Origin of the sequence: Marinobacter suaedae (assembly GCF_030519635.1) — a bacterium.
GTDB classification, from domain to species: domain Bacteria; phylum Pseudomonadota; class Gammaproteobacteria; order Pseudomonadales; family Oleiphilaceae; genus Marinobacter; species Marinobacter suaedae.
This window is the reverse complement of the sequence record NZ_JAUMIS010000002.1, coordinates 919,379-941,573: the sequence shown is the minus strand read 5'-3', so window position 1 is coordinate 941,573 and position 22,195 is coordinate 919,379. Positions and strand designations below refer to the sequence as shown.

Here is a 22,195-nt window from a genome sequence, read left to right as displayed (position 1 = left end):
ATACTCGTTAGCTACCGGTTTATCGAAGCCTTAACTTGAGCCACCGAATCTCCCGTGTGAGCGATAAGTTTATCAATGCCCTCAGCATATCTTTAACATAGTTCGTCATAATACGGGTAGTACTGTAAGCAGGTGGTGCACCAAAATCATGTGTTTGAAACGCCACCTGCGAACGAGGTTTGTCTTTGAACTTCTGCTGGACACCGTCATTTTGCATCATCAATGCGAGCAAACGTGTGTACTGTGCCTCATCAGAACCGGTCAAATGCTCTTTTACATAACAATAAAACTCATCCGCGCGGGCCAGAAATTGAGGTTGCTCTGTTTCGGAAAAATAAAACATAAAACAGAATAGATTGGCTTTACGGATATCCTGTGCACACCATGTGTCATTCGGGAATTCCAGCTTTTCCGGTGTGTCGAGATAATAATGCTCGTTGTCCAGCATCCAGTGTCCGTAATGCAGCAAACACTGCCGTGCATACCAATAATCCGGATCAATCCCACCCAAGGACTCCTTGAGAAACAGGAAGCGTGCCACTGCCTGAAGGAATACCGTGTAAAACCAACCGGTTTCGGTATCATCAAGATTTCTCAGGTTGATATCTTCAGCGGGGTGGCAGGTATGACGAATCACCCAGCCCATTTCTCGCAAAAGTCGCTGATCATTGGTCACGTCATAGCAATCGATAAGAGCGTTCAGGTAATTGCCGATGCCTCTGTCCAGCGGGTACTGGTAGCCCGGCGCCTTGACACCGATATTCGTAAAGACATTCTTCTTGATATCTATCGTAAATAGACGAAAGGTGCGGTCCAGCAGTGAACCATTTCCGTTGTAGAATTGACGGATCCATTCGGTTAACTGAATGACCTTTTGTTTTGCTCGGTGATCTCCGAATAAAAAGTACTGGAGCGCCAGACCTGTGGTGTAACAGTGTTGCCCACCGGGACCGCCTCCACCCTGAAAGTCCTGATACACCGCTGTATGGTATTTCGAGTAGGAACGATGGCCGGAGGTTTCAGCCGGTAAATAATGATTGGTGTGCCAGAACAGGCCGCCGTTATATTCCGCTTTGTCCTGATCAGTATCGTAGATGTCGATATCCTGAATATGCAGGTTCAGCGGTTTTACAAAATCCAGCCATTGGGGTTGCTGGTGCTGCAGGTACTGTAGCGTCATCCCCATCAACGGATCGTACTGATTGTTGTAATGGGAGATAAAATACGGTTGTGGTTCCAGGCCGTGGCATTCGTGGTCCGCCCACAAGTCACCAAAATGACGCCAGCCGTATTCATCCACACGCTCGCGCTTTTCATAAAAATTACTGGTCCCACTCAGGCCAGCCTGGATCAGGTCAGTCAGCGCACCTTTTTCATCCGAAAAACACAGGTGAGGCAACACCTGACACTCATTTAAGTAGCGTTGATTATAGGTAACGACCGGTTCTCCCGAACCAAGATCAGTGGCCAGAGGCGCTTCTGCCTTTTGAAAAATTCTGCCCCTTATCGACCAGGTTTTGCTTTCGCCGCCACATAGTTCTGTTCTATCGGGGAACAGATCGAAACTGAGCCCTCTTTCGGACGCGCGAATACGCGCAGGAAAGTTCTGCCAGAAATCCTTCGGTTCAAGCAAAATGATCTGGTCGTTCAATTCCAGCCGAATAACCGGCTGGGATCTGCTGCCTTGAGCCAGCTCGAGCCCATCTCGAGTCACCGTAAAACCATTGGCTTTGACGGTTGAATGCTTGTTCTCGTCCCAATGGATGGGGCTTTGCCAGTTTGCTCCTCCGCTGCCCATCTGATGCAGTTGTAACTCTCCATCTGCGGCAGGGTAGTGGAGAGGCTGATCGATGCTACCTTCCTGCGCTGAGCCGATATCCGTGCACAGAAGCTGAACGTCGGTATCCTCTGGTTCTGCTGGTGCAAGGCTCAGGCGGAAAAGATCGACAAATCGACTGCCCGCGTCCCCCAGATCCCAGCAGCCATCCGGGTGGACTGCCGCAGACGGGTTGTGTATTCGCACCTCCAGCTCGAATTCATGGGTCCGGTGGCAATAACCAAGTATCAACGTAACGTTCAGTGGCTGAGAGGAACCTTCTTTATCCGTCACCGTCTGGAACACGCACTCGAACCGGGTCGTTTGCCACAGCGAGCGGCTATCTGAATCACGCTCGGTGTTCGTTACTAGCCACTGACCGTCGGTAGTGCTGCCATCGGCATCAATGCCAAAGTGCATCAACAGGCGGTCAAACAGCTGCCACGACAAGGATTCACCATCATTCGTGGGCGAGCGGCCCGCGTTAACAAGCTCTATGGGTGATGGTTCGCCTTTTGGAGCTTGTGGGCCTTGCTGATCGGAAACGCAGAGATCAATCGAACCGGTCTGATTTACGATCGCTTCACAAAGCATCCAGCGCAGGGAGCCGTCTGGCCAGGTCGAGAGGGGGGTGATGCTGCACTCCAGCGGCTCACCATTCCTGATCAAATGCACGGAAGAGGGATCGAATACGCGGGAACGCGGGCATGGCAAACCAAATCTCGCTAACGATGGCAGTTCGCATGGAACAGCAGTGAGGGTAACAACGCTGGCGCAAATGTTTTTCATCAGAGGGCAGACATACCGGATTTGCTGCAATGTGGACAAATTGTACCTCTCGCCATTGTCGTATGTTCGGAATGAGGGCACATTTCGGGCCAATTTGCCCGCTCTTGTTCCCAGCCTGGCGCCTCAGCCGAGCGGTATCTGCCAACGTCCGTTGATATCCGCAGGTGGGAGTTCTTGTAGTTACGCATGAATTGAACAAGGGGATGATTAAACTTTTGGATGTAAGGAGGAAGTGAAGTGAACCGCACGAGGTCTGGCCCGCGAGCTTCCAAGGTAGTCCGGTTCGGCTCTGCAACCCAAATGCCCGGCGCGAAGTTCAGAAACGAAAGTTGAATCCTGTCATGGCACCTTTGTACGTGAAGTCAGTTGTCAGGTCGTCGTCTTCGAACTCGGCTTGCTTGAACTGATAACCAAACAGAATACGATTCTGTCGGCGCTTGCCGACTGAATAGCCGATATTGGCTCGGGCGAGCCAGGTGCCTTCGGATTCCCCGAAACTGGTATCGGCCTGGGTCAGTAACGTCCAGCGTTGCGACAGATCGAACCGGTAACGAACGCCGACAAGAAAATCGGCGTAGTCCGAATCCTGATTTTGTTCTCCGAGCACCTGTTCCGCAGCACGGAAGCGAAATGAATCGCTGAAGCTTGTATACCGCGCACCTCCGTAAAGGTTGAGGTTGTCGCCGAAGCCCCAGGGCCACCAGGCAGCGGCAACGTCCAGGAAAATCTGCTCGCTTTCGGAATCGATGGTCAAGGCTTGCCGGGTATTCGTTTTCGAGGTGTCCAGATACGTCAGGTCTACAAAGCCGCTCCAATGGCCGTCGCCGCCTTCCGCATGAATCATGAAGGCGGCGTCAAGGGCGTCCACCAGGTCTCCGAAGCTGACGTTTCCGGAGCCGATGTTCGTATCCCGGAAGCTCAGGTCCACCGTGGTATCAGTCGCCCACAGGTAGGGTGTGACAGACCAGTTGAAGTCCGGGTTGCCCTGCGCTGCTACAGGTGTGCCCAGGCCTGCTAGCAGAACAGGCGTGCCCAGGGTGCAGAACGTAACAAGCCGCTTGAAACCTGCATTCATTTCCATTCTCCCGATCTTGCTTCGCCGACGAACGAAACCGGGTCACATGCTGTACGCAAGTTGATCATCAGACGCGTCGGCCTCATCAAGAAACTAGTTCATGATCGCAATAGTGCCAAAGTGAAACTGGGGAGGCTGAACAATGAGGAGCAGGGGAGGCACCCGTACCGACCTGGGCTGGCTGCCCCCGGGCGTGGAAGATGTTGAGGCGGTTAAGAAAGATCACGAGAGTGGCAGGTAGAAACGCCTAACTAGCCGATGCCATCTTCCTGGTTCCTTGCCTTCCAGTACCGATGGTAAGGGTTCAATCGCGAGTAACGTATGGGGTTACCCCTTGCCTTATCTTGCCAGCGAGTATGCCAGCGCTCGGCCAGAGCCTGCCCTGACCGAATGTCCCCCTCATTTGCCAGTTGCAGAATCCGCGCTTGAACCTCGTCACGGTCAGCCAGGAGTTCCCGTTGGAAATCATCGCACAGCAAGGCGCGTCGATGGACGGCTTCGAAGCGCAGCCAATGGCTCTGTTGTGCCTGATCTTCCTGATAGAACACTGGGGCAAGCTCAGTTTCGGAGTCAGGGAAGTCCAATGCCTGGAACAAAGAAAGACAGGGTGCCGAGGTGCCGGTGAGCCAGAGTTGTGGTTTCCGGTTTTTTTCCAGGCAGACGATCATGGAGCCACAGGTCTGGCTCGGTCGCAGGATGGACGCTGCGTGCATGCAGATGTCCCGGTTGCTCCCCCGGGCAATCCCCCTGTCAGGGCTATGATGACTGCGCAAGTGGGTCATCACCACGGACACGGCTTCATCCGTGGAGGATGCGTGCAATTGGTCAAGGGTGGACAGGCCCTGGGCTCGGCGCGTTGCAGCGCACCCCAAGGTGCGCATAAAGCGGGTGTCAAATCGGCTGGCGAAATCGAACAGCTCGTTTTCCGATGCCCCGCTGAGGGTGTCACTCACCCATGTGTAGTCGCCATGGAGGCTGTAGGCGTTGGAAATCGCGCCTGCCTGTTCGAGTTTGCGCGCTACCCAGTCTTTGCCGGCGGTTTCCATAATCCAGCTTTCGCTCGGGTCGGCGAGGATAAAGCTGCTGTCGTAACGAAAGCTTTTGTCCCGGTAGCCGGCGGGGCCTCCCTGACCATGGACGGCAAGCAACTCTCCGATGCACTGAATGGCGTCTGAGGCACGGTCGCAGCGCTCCAGCGCCAGCCTCAGTAAGTCCATGCCAAGCAGAGCGGCTCCGGACTTGGCTACCTGCCGGGAAAACACAGCCTCGTTACCAATCACGAGCCCTTTGTCGTTCACGCCCATTTCAGCACCCCACATCCAGAACGGGCGGGACAGCACCAGGGCGTTTCGGTTGGGAACCTGTGGGATGTCCAGATACGTGGTGCGCAGTGTTTTTGCTGTGTCGCCGGATACCGCGGGGATAAAACTGGTGTGCTGGATTTCTCCGGGTTCACGGTCGCTGTTCTTGGCGAACATCGTCCAGTGGGCTGTTCGATAAACGAGAGTGTCGCACATGATCAGGACACCGCAGGCCCGGTGGGCTTGGGAAGGCGAAGCTCTTGCCAGCGGGTTAGGAGGGCGATTCCGAACCGCTGAGCATTGTTTAGCTCATCGAGCAGCTTGGGAGTGGCCTCGCAGATGCCGTTGATGATTTCCCGAGACAGTTCATCCCGGTGCTTGAGCGTCGCGCCCCGTTCCATCAGCCAGCCGATGTAGGTCATTCCCCGCAGGAGCAGGAAGGCTGGGAAGATCTCAAGGTGTTCATCGGAAAAGTGCCGCTCTGACCGGTAGCCAGACACATAGGCGTCCACCAGTTCATCGAAATAGGGTTCCGCCGAGAGTGGAAACAGGGACGTCGCCATTTCGAACATGAACCAGCCATAGCCGCAGTCATCAAAGTCGATCAGAGCAAGTTCGCCTTCGTGCTGCAGAATGTTCTCGGGCAGGAAGTCACCGTGAATGAGTCCGTAGCAATCGTCGGTTTGACCCAGTTGCTGCAGCAGTATCCTCAGCACATTACGGGCCTTGAGTAACTGGCGGCGCTGGGTGCGGGACAGCATCGGGTGATCCCAGAAACGACCCCAGTTGGGGTTGTCTCCGAGTAATCCCTCAATATCCCACTCGGGTCGCCTGAACCTCTGAGGTGGCTGCCAGCGGCTGCCTTGGTTGTGCAGTCGGCCGGCGAGTGATCCCAGCGCATGATATCGGGATTTCAGCTCGGCGATCACGCCTGTTGGCACCTCGCCGAGCTGGTTGAAGAGTTCACCGTCCAGCCAGCTGACCATCGAGAAGCAGCGCCCTTTATGTTCGATCACGGCGTCGCCCTGCAGGGTCGGCACCACCTCCGGGACTTTAAATCCGTCCCGGCGCAGGGCCTGCATCCATGCCAGTTCAGACTCGATCGCATCCCGGGAATGGTAGCCGGGGCGATGGACCCGAAGCACGTGGGATTGGCCGGCTGCGTCGGTCACCTTGTACACCGCATTCTCACGCAGTTTCAGCAGCGACAGTTCAACAGGTTCATTTAGCCAGTGTGCCGCAGCCTGGCGAGCCAGGGATTCTGTTTCGCCCCGCACAGCCGGCGCGAGAGGCACGTTCTCCATGATCAGATCGCTGACGTGATTAAGGTGCCAGATCAGCGCTTTCTCGAGTCGGACGAGTACCTCTGAGCAGTATGATCTATCGACCAGTAAACCCGGTTTGAACTGGAGCACCCGCTGATCAAATCCCGCAAGCATGGCCCACACGCCCTGGTCATAAAGTGCTTTGATCATGATCTTGCAGGTGGTAGCGCTGTCGAACTCCAGCCCGATGATCAGCCCGAGTTGGCGGATACTGCGCAGGGCCGGGAAACGCTGCCTGAGTTCGTCCAGTCCGGCGCGCAGGAAGGCGGCTTGCTGCTGAACATTGGTCAGTGTGGAGGGTGCCAGGCTAAGCTCCAGCGCCTTCAGGGCAACCATGCAACCCAGATCCGAGCCGCCGAAGGTGGACACGTAGCCCCAGCCATCCTGCTGTGTCCAGCTGGCACAGCGCTCGTTCATCGCCACCGCCGCCATGGGATATAAACCACCGGACAGGCCTTTGCCGGTAATCAGCATATCCGGCTCAAGGTCCCAGTGCTGGCAGGCCCAGGGCTTCCCGGACCGTCCAAGACCAGTCTGGACCTCATCCAGAGCCAGAAGGGTTCCGTGCTGCCGGCACAGGGCTTGAACGGCGGGTAAGAAGTCCGGGGCTGGCAGAGGGAAGCCAAAGGTGGCGGGCAGGGGTTCGATCAGAACGAGGGCCACGTCGCGCCGTGCGATAACCGACGTCATAGCCTCCAGGTCGTTAAACGGAACCTTGATGAACTCGGCGGGATAATCGCTCAAGAACGCGCGTGCTGTCTCGTCGTCCCCGGCGGCACCGGAGAGACCGGAGCGACCATGGTAGCCTGCAGCAAAACAGAGAACGTTTCGGCGTCCGGTGCATCGGCGGGCGACTTTGATGGCCAGGTCGTTCGCTTCGCTTCCTGAGGGGGTAAACACCACGTTTGACAGCGTGTCGGGCATGGTGTCCAGCAGTGCCGTGGCGAGCCTGGTCTTTGGTTCTGACGGGAAGTGGTGATTGCCAATGTCGTAGCGGTCGCTGGCATCGCGAAGCGCTTTGACCAGTTCGGGGTGCCGGTGCCCGAGGTTGAAAGTGCCGCCGTTCAGGTGCAGGTCCATCAATTCGTGACCGTCCATATCCCGGTATCGATAACCCTCCCGCCAGTCTGGCACAAAGTCTATGCCGGCTTCCTGTAACCGTGTTGTGCGTCCGGGGAAGAGCATCTTCTGGTATTGCTGGAGGACGGCTTGTTTTGTGGCCATGGATAGCTACTCCATCCGGAGATCTTGTTGTCGTTGTTATTGATAGCCTCGTCACTGATTCTTTTTCACCTTGTCAGTGCGAATCGAGCCGGGCCTTTTACTTTGATGTTAGCTGCCCCGGGTCTTTCCTGAGTGTGGCCATTTCACTGTTTGGTCATTTTCTTTGCTCTGTCTGCCATTGTGAGCAAAGACGTTCGGTCCTGACCTTGACGAGGTTCCTGATGCTCGTTCTGATCAGGGCAGCGGGTCGAGAATGGGGAGCTTCAGAGTAAACGTGGAGCCCTGGTGGGGGGTTGAGGCGACCGATATGTGTCCGCGATGTTTGTCCACCACGGTTTGTACAAAGGAAAGCCCGAGTCCGGTACCTCTTACTCCGGCCATTTCGGTCCGTCGCTGCCGGCGATAGCGGTCAAAGAGGTGGGGCAGTTCCTCAGGATCTATGCCGCTGCCTTCATCACTGACGGCCAGAATGGCCTGATGCCCGGCCTGATACACCTGTATGTCGACGACTGAGCCAACTGGACTGTATTGCACAGCATTGGTCAGCAGGTTGATCACAGCACGTTCCAGCAATTCCGGATTGCCTTTCAGCCAGAGGTCCTCGGTGCCCTGTAACTGCAGATCTATTCCTTTCTCGATGGCCTGCTCGCTGACGCTGTCCCGGGCGTTCTCGGCAATCGCCAGAAGCTCGCATTCGTAAAAACGAGTCTCGGTCAATTGCTCGGCGCGGGCCAGTTGCACGAATTCCTCCGCCAGGTTGTAACTGCGTCGAGCGAGCCTGCCGAGCTGATCGAGCTGACCGGACGAGATGTTTGCCGGATCGCGCTTGAGTTGTTCTATGAGTGCCAGTTGGGAAACCAGCGGAGAGCGCACATCGTGGGAGATGAAATCCACCGCCTCCCGGTGCTGACGCTGTTGCTCACGGAGCTCCGATATGTCCGAAATGTTGGCGATAATCCCGTACTGTTCACCGCCGGGCAGAGAAAATGGCGCAATGTGAATCAGAAAGTCCTTGCCCCGGATTTGCAGATCCGTGGTACGGCTTTGTTGAAGTGTCAGCGTTTCGGAAATGATTTCACTCCAGCGCGGGGCCTCTCTGGGATCGTGCCCCTCCAGTAGCCGGGAAAGCGGCAGCCCGTTCAGGCTGGGCATGGGTTCGCCGAACCACTGCTCGATGTGTTGGTTGGCGAAACGAATCACTCCGAGCTCGTCGGTAACAATGATGCCATCGGGCATGTGCTCGAAGCTGCGCCGGATAAATTGCTGCATCTGGCTCAGCCGTTCCGTGGCGGTCCGCAATCTCTGGATTCGGGCAGAGACGTTCTCCTTGGGGCTGCGGGAATGGAGGAAAGAGTCCGGGTTGTCCAGGCGGAGCCGATTGAGATAGTGCTGAATGGCCTGCCCATGGAGGTCGTTGGGCAGCTGAAACCCCAGTACAAATGCGTGTTCACCACGCTGGAGCTTTAGCCAGCTGTCGTTGAGCCTGTGGTCCCATTGGCCGGGCTTCAGATCTGAAGGAACGTCCTGTGGACTCAGAAACCGGGAACTCAGGCAGTAAGGGCCATCACACAGAATCCATCCTTCAGGCTCAAACAGTTCGCGCACGTGTTCCAGGAGCAGGCGCGGATGACGGGAACCATGACTCGGTACGGTAACGTATGGATTCTGGGCCAGGTGATCCAGTTGTCTGTTCAGAAAGCGGTTGGTCTGGGAAAGTCTGAGGCCGCTGGAAATCGGCAGGGCCAGCAGAGCAAGCAAAGCAGCGTCGATGACAGGTATCCAAATCCGGAAGACAATCAGTGCTGTGACAAACACCAGTAACAGGCTTGCAGTACTGAGCAAGCAGGTAAACAGAGTGTGCGAAGGGCGCATTCTGGGAAGACTCAGCGCCAGACAGGCAACCATTAGTAGGGTGATGGTCGTTGATGCCCACTGGGGTGCCGGTTCAATGAGTTGGTCCTGGATGAGCGCCGAAAAGGTGTTGGCATGGAATTCGACTCCGGGCATGGGGTGGCTCAGGCCGGAAAAAGGCGTAGGAAGGATGTCGCCAAAGCCGGCGGCGGTTGCGCCAATAAAGACGGTCTTATCCCGAAAAGCCCCTTCAGGGGTGCTCTGCCGCAGTACATGATCGTACGAGTAGGTGGGTATGGTTCCGGCCCCTCCGGCCAGAGGCACTGCCCGGAATTCGTCACGTATGTTGATATAGGCAGGGGTCTGGCTGTGGTCGGGTCGACTGGCAGCCTCAGCAAGTGGGGCGAGGCTCAGGCTTGGCCAGAGCTGGCGGCCCAATCCGTTGTACAGATAAAGCCCGCGGGCTACACCATCGCTATCCAGTTCCACATGGGCGTGCCCGAGGTCCGAGGCATTTTTCATAAGCCGGGTGACCGGCAGTTGCTCATTCAACAACTGATTGGTGGCAGAAGGCGCCAGATACACTGGAAGAACGACGTCGCCGTGGTCGGACATGGCATTCGCCAGTGCGGTGTCATGGGGGGAAGGCTCGGAAAACAGGATATCGAAAACGATGGTTTTTGCGCCGGCTTCTTTAAGCTTACGGATCAGTTCGGCATGGGTGTCGCGCGGCCAGGGCCATCGGCCAAGTCGATCAAGGCTTTGCTCATCAATGGCGACAATCGCGACGTCGTCAGCCGGCTTGCTGGGAAACGTGGTGATGGTACGGTCGTACAGCCAGTAATCCAGATGTTTGGGCAGGCTGGTAAGCTGCAATAGCACCGCGGACACCAGCAGAATAAGGGCCAGTGTCCATGGTGTTGTTTTTATTGGCAGCCAGTCCCGGTTCATGCGCTGTGCGGTTGTATCCTTTGAGTGGGGGTTATTCCAGGTACAGCTCCCTGCCTGGTCCCCAGCGGCTAGAGAAGGGGCCCTCAGAGAGAGCTTTTAGCCGCACAAAGTACCGTCTACCGGGAATGAGACGCAAGGCTGCAGAGGTATCTGCCAGCGTGGTCTCTTTAATAACGTTGTCGAAGTCCGGCTCTTCGGAAAGCTGCAACAGGTACTCCTTGGCTGTTGCGACCTGTTCCCAGAACACCCGAACCTGGCTGTCCAGATAGTTGACGCTGATGACCCGCGCCGGCGGCAGGCTGCCCTTGACGGTCAGGCTTCTGGGCTTGCTGACGGCAACGGAGTTGCCGCCGGCTTCGGTAACGACTCGCCAGTAGTATTGGCCCGGATTGAGCGGTCGCGACGGCAGTGCCGAGGTTTCCGGTGCCCATTCGCTGGTGGCGATGAGGTGGTTGAAGCTTTGGTCTGCGGCAATTTCTATCCGGGCAACCTCGTTATGACCGTTCAGCGACCACTCGAATTCTGGCATGTCATCGTTCGCGGCAGCCCCATCGTTCGGAGTCACCAGATTCGCTTCCTGAGCCTGAAGGTCAACTTCAACCGGGGTGACGGCGGGCATGCCGGCGACACCATCGTGTCCGACGGAGGCCAGGTGGATCTCGTACTGGCCATTATCCAGCATACTGAGCTCGTGATGATTTCCCCGAATCTCCCGGCTTTCCACCCAGCGGCCATCATCGGCTGCGAAGATATCCAGCCGGTATGCGGATGCCTGGCTGTTGCTCCATTCCAGAGTGGCGGGCAACCGGGTCAGTCTGGAGGGCAGTGGGCGAGTTTCAGGGGCCGGGGGCAGGCGACGAATACTCATGCCCGATGTGGTGCTGGCGGAGACTGTCGCCCCGTAGCCTGCGGGAATACGCTGTGTTTTGCCCGGCTGGCCAAAATCTACCGCGCCGTGGGATACCTGCAGGCTGGTTTTCTGGCCTGAGGTCTGGATAGCGAAGACCGTGCCTCGTACTGCCGCGACGGCGGAGGGTGTTTCGATTTCAAAACGAGCCCCGCCATCCAGGACGGGCTTAACCCGGGTATGGATTTCCCCGTGGTCCAGTCGCAGCCGCGTGTCCACCATGCCGGATTTGCCGAACTGGGTCAGGCGGTTGAACGTCAGACGTGAATCCGGCGAGATGCGGATTTCAGAACCGTCTGCCAGTCGAACCGTTGCACTGCCGGAACCGGACAATATTTCATCGCCAACCCGGATGAGGGTGTCTCGGGTTAAAGTCTGTTTGCGCCCGTCTGAACCCGAGATGATCTGAACCACGCCTGACACACTGGCGATCCGGGCGGGTTCTGGCTGCCGCTTGAGCCAGGACAGAGGAATGCGTACCCGGTCGCCCTCCGCCAGGACCATGCCCTCAGAGAGCTTGTTGTACTCCCTCAGTCGGGCCACGCCGATGTTCGGAGTCAGAAGTTCGCTGGCAACCTGTGACAGCGAGTCGCCTGAGCGAAGCGTGTAAATCCAGTCGGAGGATGTCGCGGGTTGGCTTGTTCCCTGTTGTTCGGAACCTTGTGTGACCGACAATTCCGCCTGTGTGCCCAGGGCTGTCATCAACAGTAGCGGGGCACCGAGGGTAAGCAGAAACTGAGTCACGCCGTTGTTAGCCATTGGCTGCCTGACTCGGGTTGAGGGGTTCTTCTATGACCTCGGCGTCTGCCGGATTGATCGCTTCGAGCCGGTAGCCGCGCTGGTAGATGGTTTTGATTCGGAATCCGTTTTCCGGATTGAGTCCCAGTCGCCGGCGCAGACGGCTCATGTGTGTGTCCACCGTGCGGGTATTGATGTCTCGGGTCAATCCCCATACACGCTCAAGGAGCATTTCCCGGGTCAGCAGGCGGCCCTGATTCTGGAACAGGAAAAGGGTCAGGTCGAAGTCTTTGTCGGTCAGGGTCAGTTCTTCACCGTGCAGAGCAATGGTGCGCTGCTGGGTGTTCACTTCAAACGGGCCGTAATAGAGCACTTCTTTGTCGGCATCCGGGTTGCTACGCCGAGCCAGTGCGTTAATCCGCGCAACCAGTTCCGCGGCTCGGGCGGGCTTGGCCAGAAAATCGTCGGCCCCGGCGTCCAGGGCCCGGACGATGTCCTGCTCGCTGTCCCGCTGGGTCAGGAAGACCACCGGAATGGACCAGTTCAATTGGCCACGAACGTTTTCCAGTACGTCGATACCGGTCATGTCCGGTATCTGCCAGTCCAGAATCAGCAGGTCGTAGCTGCGGTGAAGTACGGCGCTCAAAAACGCCTGACCGGTGGGGAAACTATCGCAATGATGCCCGCGCTCACCAAGAATCATTTGCACGCGCTGCGCTTGTTCGTGTTCATCTTCGAGCAGTGCGATACGCATGTAGCGGCTCCGTGGTGTGGTGGCGGGTACGATCATTCAGAAAACCTAAGTAATAAGCGAACTACTGACTAATATCACTCGATTCTCGCAAAATGTTATAAGCCATTCCGTTTCGTTATGTTGAATTGCGTAAACGTGTCGCGGGCTTGCCCTCAAGGTCATCAACCGTGTGACGGCAGGCTGGGAAGCTGCTGCATCCCCAGAACCAGCCTTTCTTGCCTTTGCGCCGCACCAGAGGAGCGAAACAGTGGGGGCATGGGATGGGCTTCTGGCCGGTGCCATCCTGGGGTATGCCGTCTTCCAGGGGACGGGTTCCCTTGCATTCGGGGTAGCGGGTGCAGGCATAGAAACGCCCGAATTTGCCGTCCCGCTCGGTCATCGGAGCGCGGCATTTGGGGCAATGAACTTGTTGGGGGACCGTCGTTTCGTCGGTCGGTTCTCTGGAAGCCGGGCTCAGGCGTTGAATGAAACCGCGGATTTCGTCTTTCAGCGTGTTCAGAAACGCTCTTGGGTCCGCTTCGCCCTCACGAATACTTTCCAGCGTCGATTCCCACACCGCTGTCCGATCGGGGGTGCTCGCCGATTCGGGTAGTGCGTCGATCAGGGCCTTGCCCTTTTCGGTAGCCCGAATGAAGCGACTTTCCCGGAACAGGTAATTGCGCTTGAAAAGCGTGTCGATGATGGATGCCCGCGTGGCTTCCGTGCCCAGACCATCGGTTTCCCGCAGGGTTTTGCGAAGCTCGGTATCGCTGACAAAGCGGGCAATGTTGGTCATTGCGGACAGCAGCGTGGCGTCAGTGAAGTGCTTGGGCGGCTGGGTTTTGCGCTCCGTGATGGTGCTGTCGCTGCAAAGCACCCGTTCGCCTTTCTCCAGGCGAGGAAGTGGTGTCCTGGATGTTTCGGACCGACTGTCGCGAAGCTTTAGTTCAAGGGACTTCCACCCCGGCGTCAGCACGGCCGTTTCGGTGGCCCGGAATTGGTGATCACCAACTTTTGCTATCAGCTTGCCTTCTCGATGAATGGCGTCAGCTGCAAATTGCATCAGGTAATAGCGGCTGACCAATCCGTATAGCTTTTCCTCTGCTGAGGAGAGTTTGCCGCTGGAGGACGGGCGTGTGGTCGGAATGATGGCGTGGTGGGCATCGACTTTTTTATCGTTCCAGGCGCTGCTCTGGCGGCTAAGATCGGATTGATCACAGGCGTCGGCCAGATCTGGCGCGACCCGGGAGATGGCCCGTACCACCCGGTCGCGCTGTTCGTAGTGTCCCTCAGGCAGGTACCGGCAGTCGGATCTCGGATAGGTAATAAGCTGATGGCGCTCGTAGAGTGATTGCGCCGTATCCAGAACCTCTTTGGCGCCCATTCGGAATAGTCGCCCGGCCTCGATTTGCAGGGCCGACAGCGAGAGTGGCAGCGGCGGCGGCTCTGGGCGGTCCCGGAATCGGGCTTCTGTAATGGTGCCGGGGCGCCCATGAACGCTCTGGACAACCTGTTCCGCGACGGTTCGGTCAAGCAGACGATTGTCGTCATCCAGAGACTGCTGGAAAGCTTCGTCCGGAACCCAGTTGGCTTTGAACGGGCTCTGATCAGCGTCCTCTTCCTGGGCGGAGAAGGTCGCCTCAATCCGAAAATAGGGCTTGGGCTCGAAGTGTTCAATGGTGTTGTCCCGCTCAACCACAAGCCCAAGTACCGGCGTCTGCACTCGCCCAACGGAGTAGACTTCCTGTTCACCCTGTTGCCGGTAGCTCAGGGTGTAAAAGCGGGTCAGGTTGATGCCATACAGCCAGTCGGCTCTCTGGCGGGCCAGTGCTGAGTGGGAAAGTCGCCTGAACTCCCGGTTGTCTCGTGGGGCCTGGATGGCCCTGGCGACAGCGGCGGGCGTGAGGTCATTAATGAGCACGCGTTGAACGGGGACATCGACGCCGAAATAGCGCAGCACTTCGTCAACCAGTAACTGGCCCTCTCGGTCCGGATCGCCCGCGTGTACAACGTTATCGGCTTTGCGCAGCAGGGACTCGAGGACCGACAGCTGCTGTCTTACACCTTCTTTGGGGGAAACTTCCCACTGTTCCGGAAACAGGGGCAGATCTTCCAGGCGCCATTTTTTCCAGATCGGGTTGTAGCTCGCCGGCTCTGCTGGCTCGAGCAAATGCCCGATGCACCAGCTTACAACGGTGGCATCATCCCCCTGGCCGCAACGAATCCAGCCCTGCCCCGTGTGGTAAGGACCGGGAAGTGCGGCGGCGATGGCGCGTCCAAGGCTGGGTTTTTCGGCGATGTAAAGCTGCATGGTATGAACTGCCAGTGAGTCGGCTTGGGAATGTGGCGTGTTGATTGTTGAGTGTCAAGGCTCCGGAGCCCGCCGGTTGTGTAGTAGACTGTGTGGAGAATACACCAGTGGGAGAGCCCCCGAACCATGAAGATCCAGAATTCCATCGAGACGAAACTGCATCAGGCGTTCAGTGTTCAGGCTCTGCGTGTGGAGAACGAAAGTCATAAGCACAGCGTGCCTCCCAACTCCGAAACCCATTTCAAGGTTACGCTGGTATCACCGGACTTTGATGGGCAGATGAAGGTGAGGCGCCATCAGGCGATTTACAACGTGTTGGCCGAAGAGCTGGCCGGTGGTGTCCACGCGCTTGCCCTGCACCTGTACTCGCCCGACGAGTGGCAGGCGGCGGGCGAAGCAGCGCCCGATTCTCCCAACTGCATGGGCGGCTCAAAAAAAGATCCGGCGATGGTTTCAAACGCGAGTGATGGGGACGGCGTATGAGCCAGTTTTTTCAGATTCATCCGGAGACGCCACAGAAGCGATTGATTAATCAGGCGGTGGAGATCCTGCGTGGTGGCGGCCTTGTGGTCTACCCAACGGATTCCGCCTATGCGGTGGGCTGCCACCTTGGTGACAAGCAGGCGGCGGATCGCATCAAACGCATGCGGAAACTGGACGACAAGCACAACTTCACACTTGTCTGCCGTGACCTTTCCGATATCGGGGTTTACGCCAAGGTCGATAACACCCAGTATCGCTTGTTGAAGAATTTCACCCCAGGTCCTTACACGTTCATCCTCGATGCAACCAGCGAGGTACCGCGCCGGTTGCTGCATCCCAAGCGTCGGACGGTTGGTGTTCGCGTACCGGATAACGCTATTGTGCAGGAGTTGCTGGGGGAGTTGGGCGAGCCGATTATGAGCAGCACCCTGATTCTGCCGGGCGAGACCGAACCCATGACCGATCCCTATGACATTCGCGAGACCCTGGAGCACGAACTGGATCTGATCATCGACGGGGGGTTCTGCGGTATGGAAGCCACGACTGTGGTGGATTTCACGGGGGATGCGCCGGTGGTCGCGCGCGTGGGTAAGGGCGATCCTTCGCCGTTCGAGAGCTAGCCTCAGGCAGGCGCGTTCAGTCCGAATGCGTAGCTGCGTTGAGCACTAACCGATTCAATCTGGCCGGGTTCCGGGCCAGATCTTTCGGGGCAGTCGTTATCCTCGGTGGTCAGAAACGAAAGGATTGGTTTTCCGCTCATGACCAAAGGTGGACATGGGGCCGTGACCGGGAACAAATTCCACCTTGTCACCCAGCGGGAAAAGTTTCTCGCGAATGGATCGGATCAGAGTGGCGTGGTCGCCTTTTGGAAAGTCCGTGCGGCCAATGGAACCCTGAAACAACACGTCTCCTACCAGAGCAAGACCGCTGGGGGCATGGAAAAAGACAACGTGCCCTGGTGTGTGGCCCGGGCAATGCAGAACCGCCAGGGTTTGGTTGCCAACGGAAACCTGGTCGCCATCGGTCAGCCATTGGTCTGGTATGAAGGTTTCCGGTGCCGGGAATCCAAACATTTGCGCCTGCTGCGGTAGGCCGACTATCCAGAAATTGTCGTCCTCATGAGGGCCGACAATTGAAATGCTCAGCTCCTTCGCCAGTTTGGCAGTACCTCCGGCGTGATCAATGTGGGCATGGGTCAGCAGGATCTTTTCGACAACCACACTCTCTTCATTGATCGCTTCCCGAATCTTCTCCAGATCGCCCCCGGGATCGACTACAGCGGCTTTTCGGGTTTCTTCGCACCAGATCAGCGAGCAGTTCTGCTGGAACGGGGTGACGGGGATAATGCGGTATTTCATGGAGCAGCGTCTTCCTACGAGTACGAAAAGGCTCAGGGTAATGGCTGGTATTTTTCGTGCAAGTACATTTGGAGTGCTGGGTCTTCCTCAAAGGTCAATATTTGCTCGTAAAGAGGTGTGATGTGTGACATGTCACGCAAAAAGCGATACACCTCTGTTTGATAATTATGTATCGGTCCCGGTTCTTTCCTATAAGAAGTGGATAAAAGGAATATTTGCCCAGGATGGTGCGGTCACAGTAACCGGAATCCTGCGGCGTTGTTGATGTATCCGGAGAAAGGCAGTGCATATGGATATGATAAAAATAGGCTTGCCCCCAGTGATGTTGGCGACTCTTCTTGTGGTGGGTTGCGGTGGAGGTGGTGATAACCGGCCGGACGAAAGTGGGGCTCAATCTACACCGCTTACGCTCGATGCAGACGGACTGGCTGATAAGCAGGTGGCACTTCGAGAACAGGGCGACTTCGATGCGGCAATGGAGTCCTATTGGGCTGTAAGCGGTATCCTTTTTTTGTTTGGTGACATTGAAGAGTCACTGCAAGGGGTGTCGGGAGAGCCCGATGGCTCTCTGGTTGAAGTTCCTGATATTCCTCCTGGAGGCACTGTTGCCTGCGCAAACTCCGGTGGCACTGCCGTCATTGAGTCCAGCGCTCTTGAGTCAGGTGGCAGTTACCGGATTTTGTTTGATAACTGCAGGGTGAATACTGCTAGCCACGGTTCCTATATTCTGGATGGCAGCTATCTCGCCAATTGGAGCGAGTCTCAGGATAAGACCGATAGTTCCATCATTCAGAACTACGATATTACCGGTACACAACTAGGTGCCGAGGGCCAAAGCCGTGATATCAGAGTCAAAGGCAGTCTGATTAGCAAGATCCGTGAGCTTTGGGAGCCCGATCCTGAATCAACTCCAAATGAACCGAGAGAGAATATCTTAGTCGGTTTTGACGTGAGCATTCAGTGGCCGGTACTCGAGGTTTTTGTCGGGGATGATTACTTCGCCATGCGGGATTCCGAGTTTGATTATGTTCAGACGGCCGGTGAGGTCAGCTTTGGCTGGAATGTGGATCTGATCAGCTCTGTTCTCGGTGGCTCGGTTTCGTTCACAACTCCCAGGAAGGTGGTTCTCGCAGATGGCGATGAATGTCCCAGGTACGGGCATCTTGTGCTGGAGAGTGATGGCAAGATCGAGATGCGCTACGGCATGAGTTCTGGTCGGGGTACTGGCATGGAAGTACTGGTCAACGACAGTGATGTAATCTACCTCAACAGTTGTTCGGCCATCCTTTCTCTCTAACTACTTTTCTTACCAGCCAAAAGGGGCGAGGGCTCATCGGAGCGCTTGCCTTTTTGTTGCTGTGGATGGCGGGGCCTCGGTAATCGAGAGGTTGTGCTTAATCCCCTAACACCAAAGTGCCCTTGAACTTGGCCTCACGGCCAACGATGATTGCCCGTTCCTGAAGATCATTATCCTTTCTGGAGTTTTGAATGCCGGTCATGGTTCAGGCGCTGGTGCCTGTCTTTGTGTTGATCATGTTGGGCCACCTTTTTCGCCGCCTTGAATTTCCGAGCGTGGATTTCTGGCCCCAGGCGGAACGGTTTACCTACTATGTGCTGTTTCCCGCCATGCTGGTGTTCAAGTTGGGGCAGGCCCGGTTACCGGTGTCTGCCTATGCTGACATCGCGATGATTATCGTCGCAATGCTGCTCTCCATGACGCTGGCTCTGGTGATTGCCCAATGGTTCTGGCGCTGGAGTGGGCCAGTTTTTTCCTCGGTATACCAGGGGGCTATTCGCTTCAATTCCTATGTGGGACTGGCTGCTGGTGGAATGTTGCTGGGCGATGAGGGGCTGTCTCTAACAGCGATTGCCGTTGCCATCATGGTGCCTTTGCTGAACCTGATGTGCATTCTGATGTTTTCGCTGGTGGCTTCCGAAGGGGCCGTGCGCATTGGCCCCGTGTTGAAGGCTATTGTGACCAATCCGCTGATTGTCGGATCGGTTCTGGGCGTTGCCTGGAGTTTCTTCGAGTTCGGTTTTCATCCCTTGCTGGCCGGAATCCTTGAGCCGCTCAGCAACCTTGCCCTGCCCATGGGGCTGATGACGGTAGGGGCCGGCCTCCAGCTGAAGGCATTGCGAGGAGGTACGGCCCCGTTTCTTGTTGCTTCCGTCCTGAAGCTGCTGGCGTTCCCTGTGATGGCCGCAGGGCTTGCGATGGCATTGGGGCTTGAGGGAACCTTGGTGCAGGTGGTGGTATTGCTGGCCTGCCTGCCGACAGCTACTTCCGCTTATATCCTCGCCCGCCAGCTGGGTGGCGATGCGCCATTAATGGCCGGTATCATCAGTGGCCAGACGTTGCTGGCCATGGCTTCCATTCCCTTAATGCTCGGTATCCTCTGGTAGGCAGGCAGTGACCGCACTGGAAATGCTCAGCAGGAAATTCTGATAGCCCTCTGCGTTGGACTCGATATCACTGGCCAGCGGATCCCAGGTGCTAAACCGTATATTGATGCCCTCGGTAATACCGGTCCACCACTGGCGATTAAACTGGGGCTCGGTCAGCACACAGGGATTTGGAGCAGCCTGCAGCTTCGCCTGTACCTCCTGAATGTGGCGTGCTCCGGGTGAAAGCTCCGGGTTCAGGGTCAGAATTCCCTCCAGGGACAGATCATAATGCTCGGCAAATCGGGTAAAGGCATCGTGGTAGGAAAACAGGCCAATCTCTCTTACTGGGGCAAGTTGGGCCTGAATCTCTTTGTCTGTGGTAACAAGAGACGCTTCGAACCGTTCGAGATTGTTATCCAGAATCTCTGCATCCATCCCCTCGATGCTGACCAGTGTGTTCCTGATGGTGTGCGCCATCTCAAGTGCCAGCATGGGATCCAGCCAGGTGTGAGGATCTTCTCCTTCACCGTGGTCATGCTCATCATGATGATCGTGGTGATCTGGTTCAGGTGAATGGTCGTGCTCGTCCTGGCCCGTAGTGTGTTCCTCGGGGGCATCGGATCCCGGGGTCAGGGCGACGGCACGAGATTTGAAATCATCGCCCGCCAGTATGCGCGTCAGAAAGCTTTCCATTTCGGGGCCTACCCAGAAGATGGCGTCGGCGTTCTCCAGTGCCCGGCGTTGCGATGGGCGCATGTTATAGGTGTGCGGACTGGCGCCGGAGGGTACCAATGAGGTGATTTCGACGCTGTTGCCGGCGACGGCGCGAACCAGTAATTCCAGGGGCTTGATGGATGTGACAACTTCTGCACCCCAGCTTTGTGAGGCGGGGGCGAGCAAGGTAAGCCCCAGCAGGGCGGCGGGTCGTAATTTCGGCATGGCGGATTCGTCCGGGGAAGATTAATCGAAACGTTATAATATAACGTTTTTGCAATACGGAGAAAGGCTTCCCCTGTTGTGGTTTTAACGGACGCAGGCTCAACCCGCCCATTCATGCGAAATTGCGAACGGGCCGCTATAATGCCGCCTTTATTCTAAGGCCACCGATTTTTCAGGAAGGTTTCATGACAGTACGTACCCGAATTGCCCCATCACCCACCGGTGATCCTCACGTTGGTACCGCCTACGTGGCCCTGTTCAATCTTTGTTTTGCGCGCCAGCACGGTGGGCAGTTTATCCTTCGTATTGAAGATACCGATCAGGTACGCAGCACGGCCGAGTCCGAGCAGGATATTCTGACGGCTCTGCGTTGGCTTGGCCTGAACTGGGATGAGGGTCCGGATGTCGGCGGGCCCCACGGGCCTTACCGGCAGTCGGAGCGCAAGGATATGTACCGCCAGTACGCGGAAGATCTGGTCACAGCCGGTCATGCCTTTTATTGCTTCCGGACGCCAGAGGAGCTGGACGCCATTCGAGAGGAGCGGAAGGCGCAGGGACTCAATCCGGGCATCAAGGGCAACCTGGAGTTGCCGGAAGATGAAGTCAAGCGCCGCCTGGATGCCGGGGAAGCCTACGTTATCCGCATGAAAGTGCCGGACGAGGGCGTCTGCGAGATACAGGACATGCTTCGCGGCACGATCGAGATCGATTGGGCACAAGTGGATTGCCAGATTCTGCTGAAATCCGACGGTATGCCCACCTATCACCTGGCTAACGTGGTGGATGATCACCTGATGGGCATTACCCATGTGCTCCGGGGTGAAGAGTGGATCAACTCCGCACCCAAGCACAAATTGCTCTACCAGTACTTCGGCTGGGACATGCCGGAGCTGTGTCATCTGCCGCTGCTGCGTAACCCGGACAAGAGCAAACTGTCCAAGCGCAAGAATCCGACCAGCATTAATTTCTACGAGCGGATGGGCTTCCTGCCAGAGGCAGTAACCAACTATCTCGGCCGCATGGGTTGGTCGATGCCGGATGAGCGGGAGAAGTTCTCACTTGATGAGATGATTGAAAATTTCGACATCCAGCGTGTGTCTCTGGGTGGCCCGGTATTCGATGTGGAAAAGCTGCGCTGGCTGAACGGTCAGTGGCTCCGTGAAGAACTCAGCGATGAGCAGTTCATGGAGCGCATGGGGCGCTGGTGGTTCAATCAGGATGCCTTGCAGGCACTGATTCCCCACATAAAGGGGCGGGCTGATGTATTCTCCGATGTGGCATCGATGGCGAAGTTCATGTTCTCAGGCATGCTGGACCTGACTGCAGATGACTTTGAGCATAACAAGCTGGATCAGGCGCAAATTAAAAAGGTGCTTCAGTTCGCACTCTGGAAGCTGGAAGCGCAGCGACACTGGAGTAAGGATAATATCTTCGCGGACATCAAGTTCCTGGCGAAGGCAATGGGCCTGAAGATGGGGGACTTTATGTTCTCGATCTTTGTGGCGGTTGCCGGCACACCGAATTCCTGGTCGGTGATGGATTCCATGGCACTGTTGGGCCCAGACATGACGAGATCCCGGTTGCGTCATGCGCTGGAAGTTCTGGGCGGTGTTTCCAAGAAAGAGACCAAACGACTGGAAAAAGAGTACGCGCAATTGAACGCGGAATGACCGGTTTGATCAAGGAGTGAGCAGGTGGAACAGGGATGTTCAGAAAACTGAAAAAAAGTGCATTTTAGTGGTTGACGGCCATAGGGCGGATCCTTAATATACGCAGCCGTTGAGGGGCCATAGCTCAGCTGGGAGAGCGCAACACTGGCAGTGTTGAGGTCGGCGGTTCGATCCCGCCTGGCTCCACCAAGTTTTAGTCCCCTTCGTCTAGTGGCCTAGGACTCCGCCCTTTCACGGCGGCAACAGGGGTTCGAACCCCCTAGGGGACGCCAATACGGCTTGACGGTTTAGTCCACCGGAAAGCCATCAAAAAAACCGCCTTCGGGCGGTTTTTTTGTG

Annotated in this window: 15 protein-coding genes and 2 tRNA genes; 7 read left to right on the top strand and 10 right to left on the bottom strand. The window is 56.6% G+C overall.

Features of this window, described 5'->3' with window-relative positions; all coding sequences use genetic code 11:
* Positions 1–19: 19 nt before the first annotated feature.
* The 8 genes from QVZ43_RS13140 to QVZ43_RS13105 all read right to left on the bottom strand — a co-directional run bounded on the left by QVZ43_RS13140 (position 20) and on the right by QVZ43_RS13105 (position 15,021).
* Positions 20–2,644, bottom strand: a complete 2,625-nt coding sequence (locus tag QVZ43_RS13140; protein WP_302910292.1) for an RIFT barrel domain-containing protein — start codon at positions 2,642–2,644, stop codon at positions 20–22.
* A gap of 277 nt (positions 2,645–2,921) precedes the next feature.
* Positions 2,922–3,680, bottom strand: coding sequence for a hypothetical protein (locus QVZ43_RS13135; RefSeq protein WP_302910291.1), 759 nt, complete (start codon positions 3,678–3,680; stop codon positions 2,922–2,924).
* Between the two features lie 251 nt (positions 3,681–3,931).
* Complete coding sequence (locus QVZ43_RS13130; protein ID WP_302910290.1) at positions 3,932–5,197, bottom strand: carcinine hydrolase/isopenicillin-N N-acyltransferase family protein; 1,266 nt, start codon at positions 5,195–5,197, stop codon at positions 3,932–3,934.
* Positions 5,198–5,199: 2 nt separating this feature from the next.
* Positions 5,200–7,530: an aminotransferase class III-fold pyridoxal phosphate-dependent enzyme gene (locus QVZ43_RS13125; RefSeq protein ID WP_302910289.1), complete on the bottom strand. Its 2,331-nt coding sequence runs from the start codon at positions 7,528–7,530 to the stop codon at positions 5,200–5,202.
* 234 nt (positions 7,531–7,764) lie between these two features.
* Complete coding sequence (locus QVZ43_RS13120) at positions 7,765–10,332, bottom strand: CHASE2 domain-containing protein (RefSeq protein ID WP_302910288.1); 2,568 nt, start codon at positions 10,330–10,332, stop codon at positions 7,765–7,767.
* Between the two features lie 31 nt (positions 10,333–10,363).
* The gene (locus QVZ43_RS13115) at positions 10,364–11,998 is read right to left on the bottom strand and encodes a FecR domain-containing protein (RefSeq protein WP_302910287.1); all 1,635 of its coding nucleotides are present in this window, start codon (positions 11,996–11,998) and stop codon (positions 10,364–10,366) included.
* On the bottom strand, positions 11,991–12,731 hold the full coding sequence (locus QVZ43_RS13110; RefSeq protein ID WP_338140901.1) for a response regulator transcription factor: 741 nt from the start codon (positions 12,729–12,731) through the stop codon (positions 11,991–11,993). Before QVZ43_RS13110 ends, QVZ43_RS13115 begins: the two co-directional genes overlap by 8 nt.
* A gap of 115 nt (positions 12,732–12,846) precedes the next feature.
* Positions 12,847–15,021 (bottom strand): DNA topoisomerase III, encoded by a 2,175-nt coding sequence (locus QVZ43_RS13105; RefSeq protein ID WP_302910285.1) that lies wholly within the window; start codon positions 15,019–15,021, stop codon positions 12,847–12,849.
* 126 nt (positions 15,022–15,147) lie between these two features.
* Between QVZ43_RS13105 and QVZ43_RS13100 the strand changes: the two genes are divergently transcribed.
* Both QVZ43_RS13100 and QVZ43_RS13095 read left to right on the top strand, forming a co-directional pair.
* Positions 15,148–15,504, top strand: a complete 357-nt coding sequence (locus QVZ43_RS13100) for a BolA family protein (RefSeq protein WP_223793126.1) — start codon at positions 15,148–15,150, stop codon at positions 15,502–15,504.
* Positions 15,501–16,124, top strand: coding sequence for an L-threonylcarbamoyladenylate synthase (locus tag QVZ43_RS13095; protein WP_302910284.1), 624 nt, complete (start codon positions 15,501–15,503; stop codon positions 16,122–16,124). The genes QVZ43_RS13100 and QVZ43_RS13095 overlap by 4 nt, the downstream gene beginning before the upstream one ends.
* A gap of 96 nt (positions 16,125–16,220) precedes the next feature.
* Here the strand turns inward: QVZ43_RS13095 and QVZ43_RS13090 are convergent, their stop codons facing one another.
* Entirely contained in the window at positions 16,221–16,862 is a 642-nt protein-coding gene (locus tag QVZ43_RS13090) for an MBL fold metallo-hydrolase (protein ID WP_302910283.1), read from the bottom strand.
* Positions 16,863–17,151: 289 nt separating this feature from the next.
* Between QVZ43_RS13090 and QVZ43_RS13085 the strand changes: the two genes are divergently transcribed.
* Positions 17,152–18,159, top strand: a complete 1,008-nt coding sequence (locus QVZ43_RS13085) for a hypothetical protein (protein ID WP_302910282.1) — start codon at positions 17,152–17,154, stop codon at positions 18,157–18,159.
* 191 nt (positions 18,160–18,350) lie between these two features.
* Entirely contained in the window at positions 18,351–19,265 is a 915-nt protein-coding gene (locus QVZ43_RS13080) for an AEC family transporter (RefSeq protein ID WP_302910281.1), read from the top strand.
* On the opposite strand, the gene QVZ43_RS13075 is transcribed toward QVZ43_RS13080, so the two are convergent.
* Positions 19,242–20,186 carry a zinc ABC transporter substrate-binding protein gene (locus tag QVZ43_RS13075; protein WP_302910280.1) on the bottom strand — a complete coding sequence of 315 codons (945 nt, stop codon included), beginning with the start codon at positions 20,184–20,186 and terminating at the stop codon, positions 19,242–19,244. The two genes, QVZ43_RS13080 and QVZ43_RS13075, sit on opposite strands and share 24 nt — an antisense overlap.
* Before the next feature lie 185 nt (positions 20,187–20,371).
* Here QVZ43_RS13075 and gltX point away from each other — a divergent pair, with 185 nt between their 5' ends.
* The 3 genes from gltX to QVZ43_RS13060 all read left to right on the top strand — a co-directional run bounded on the left by gltX (position 20,372) and on the right by QVZ43_RS13060 (position 22,128).
* On the top strand, positions 20,372–21,856 hold the full coding sequence (gene gltX / locus QVZ43_RS13070; RefSeq protein WP_302910279.1) for a glutamate--tRNA ligase: 1,485 nt from the start codon (positions 20,372–20,374) through the stop codon (positions 21,854–21,856).
* A gap of 113 nt (positions 21,857–21,969) precedes the next feature.
* Positions 21,970–22,045 (top strand) — tRNA-Ala (locus QVZ43_RS13065).
* A gap of 7 nt (positions 22,046–22,052) precedes the next feature.
* Positions 22,053–22,128, top strand: a tRNA-Glu gene (locus tag QVZ43_RS13060).
* The last annotated feature ends 67 nt before the right edge of the window (positions 22,129–22,195 follow it).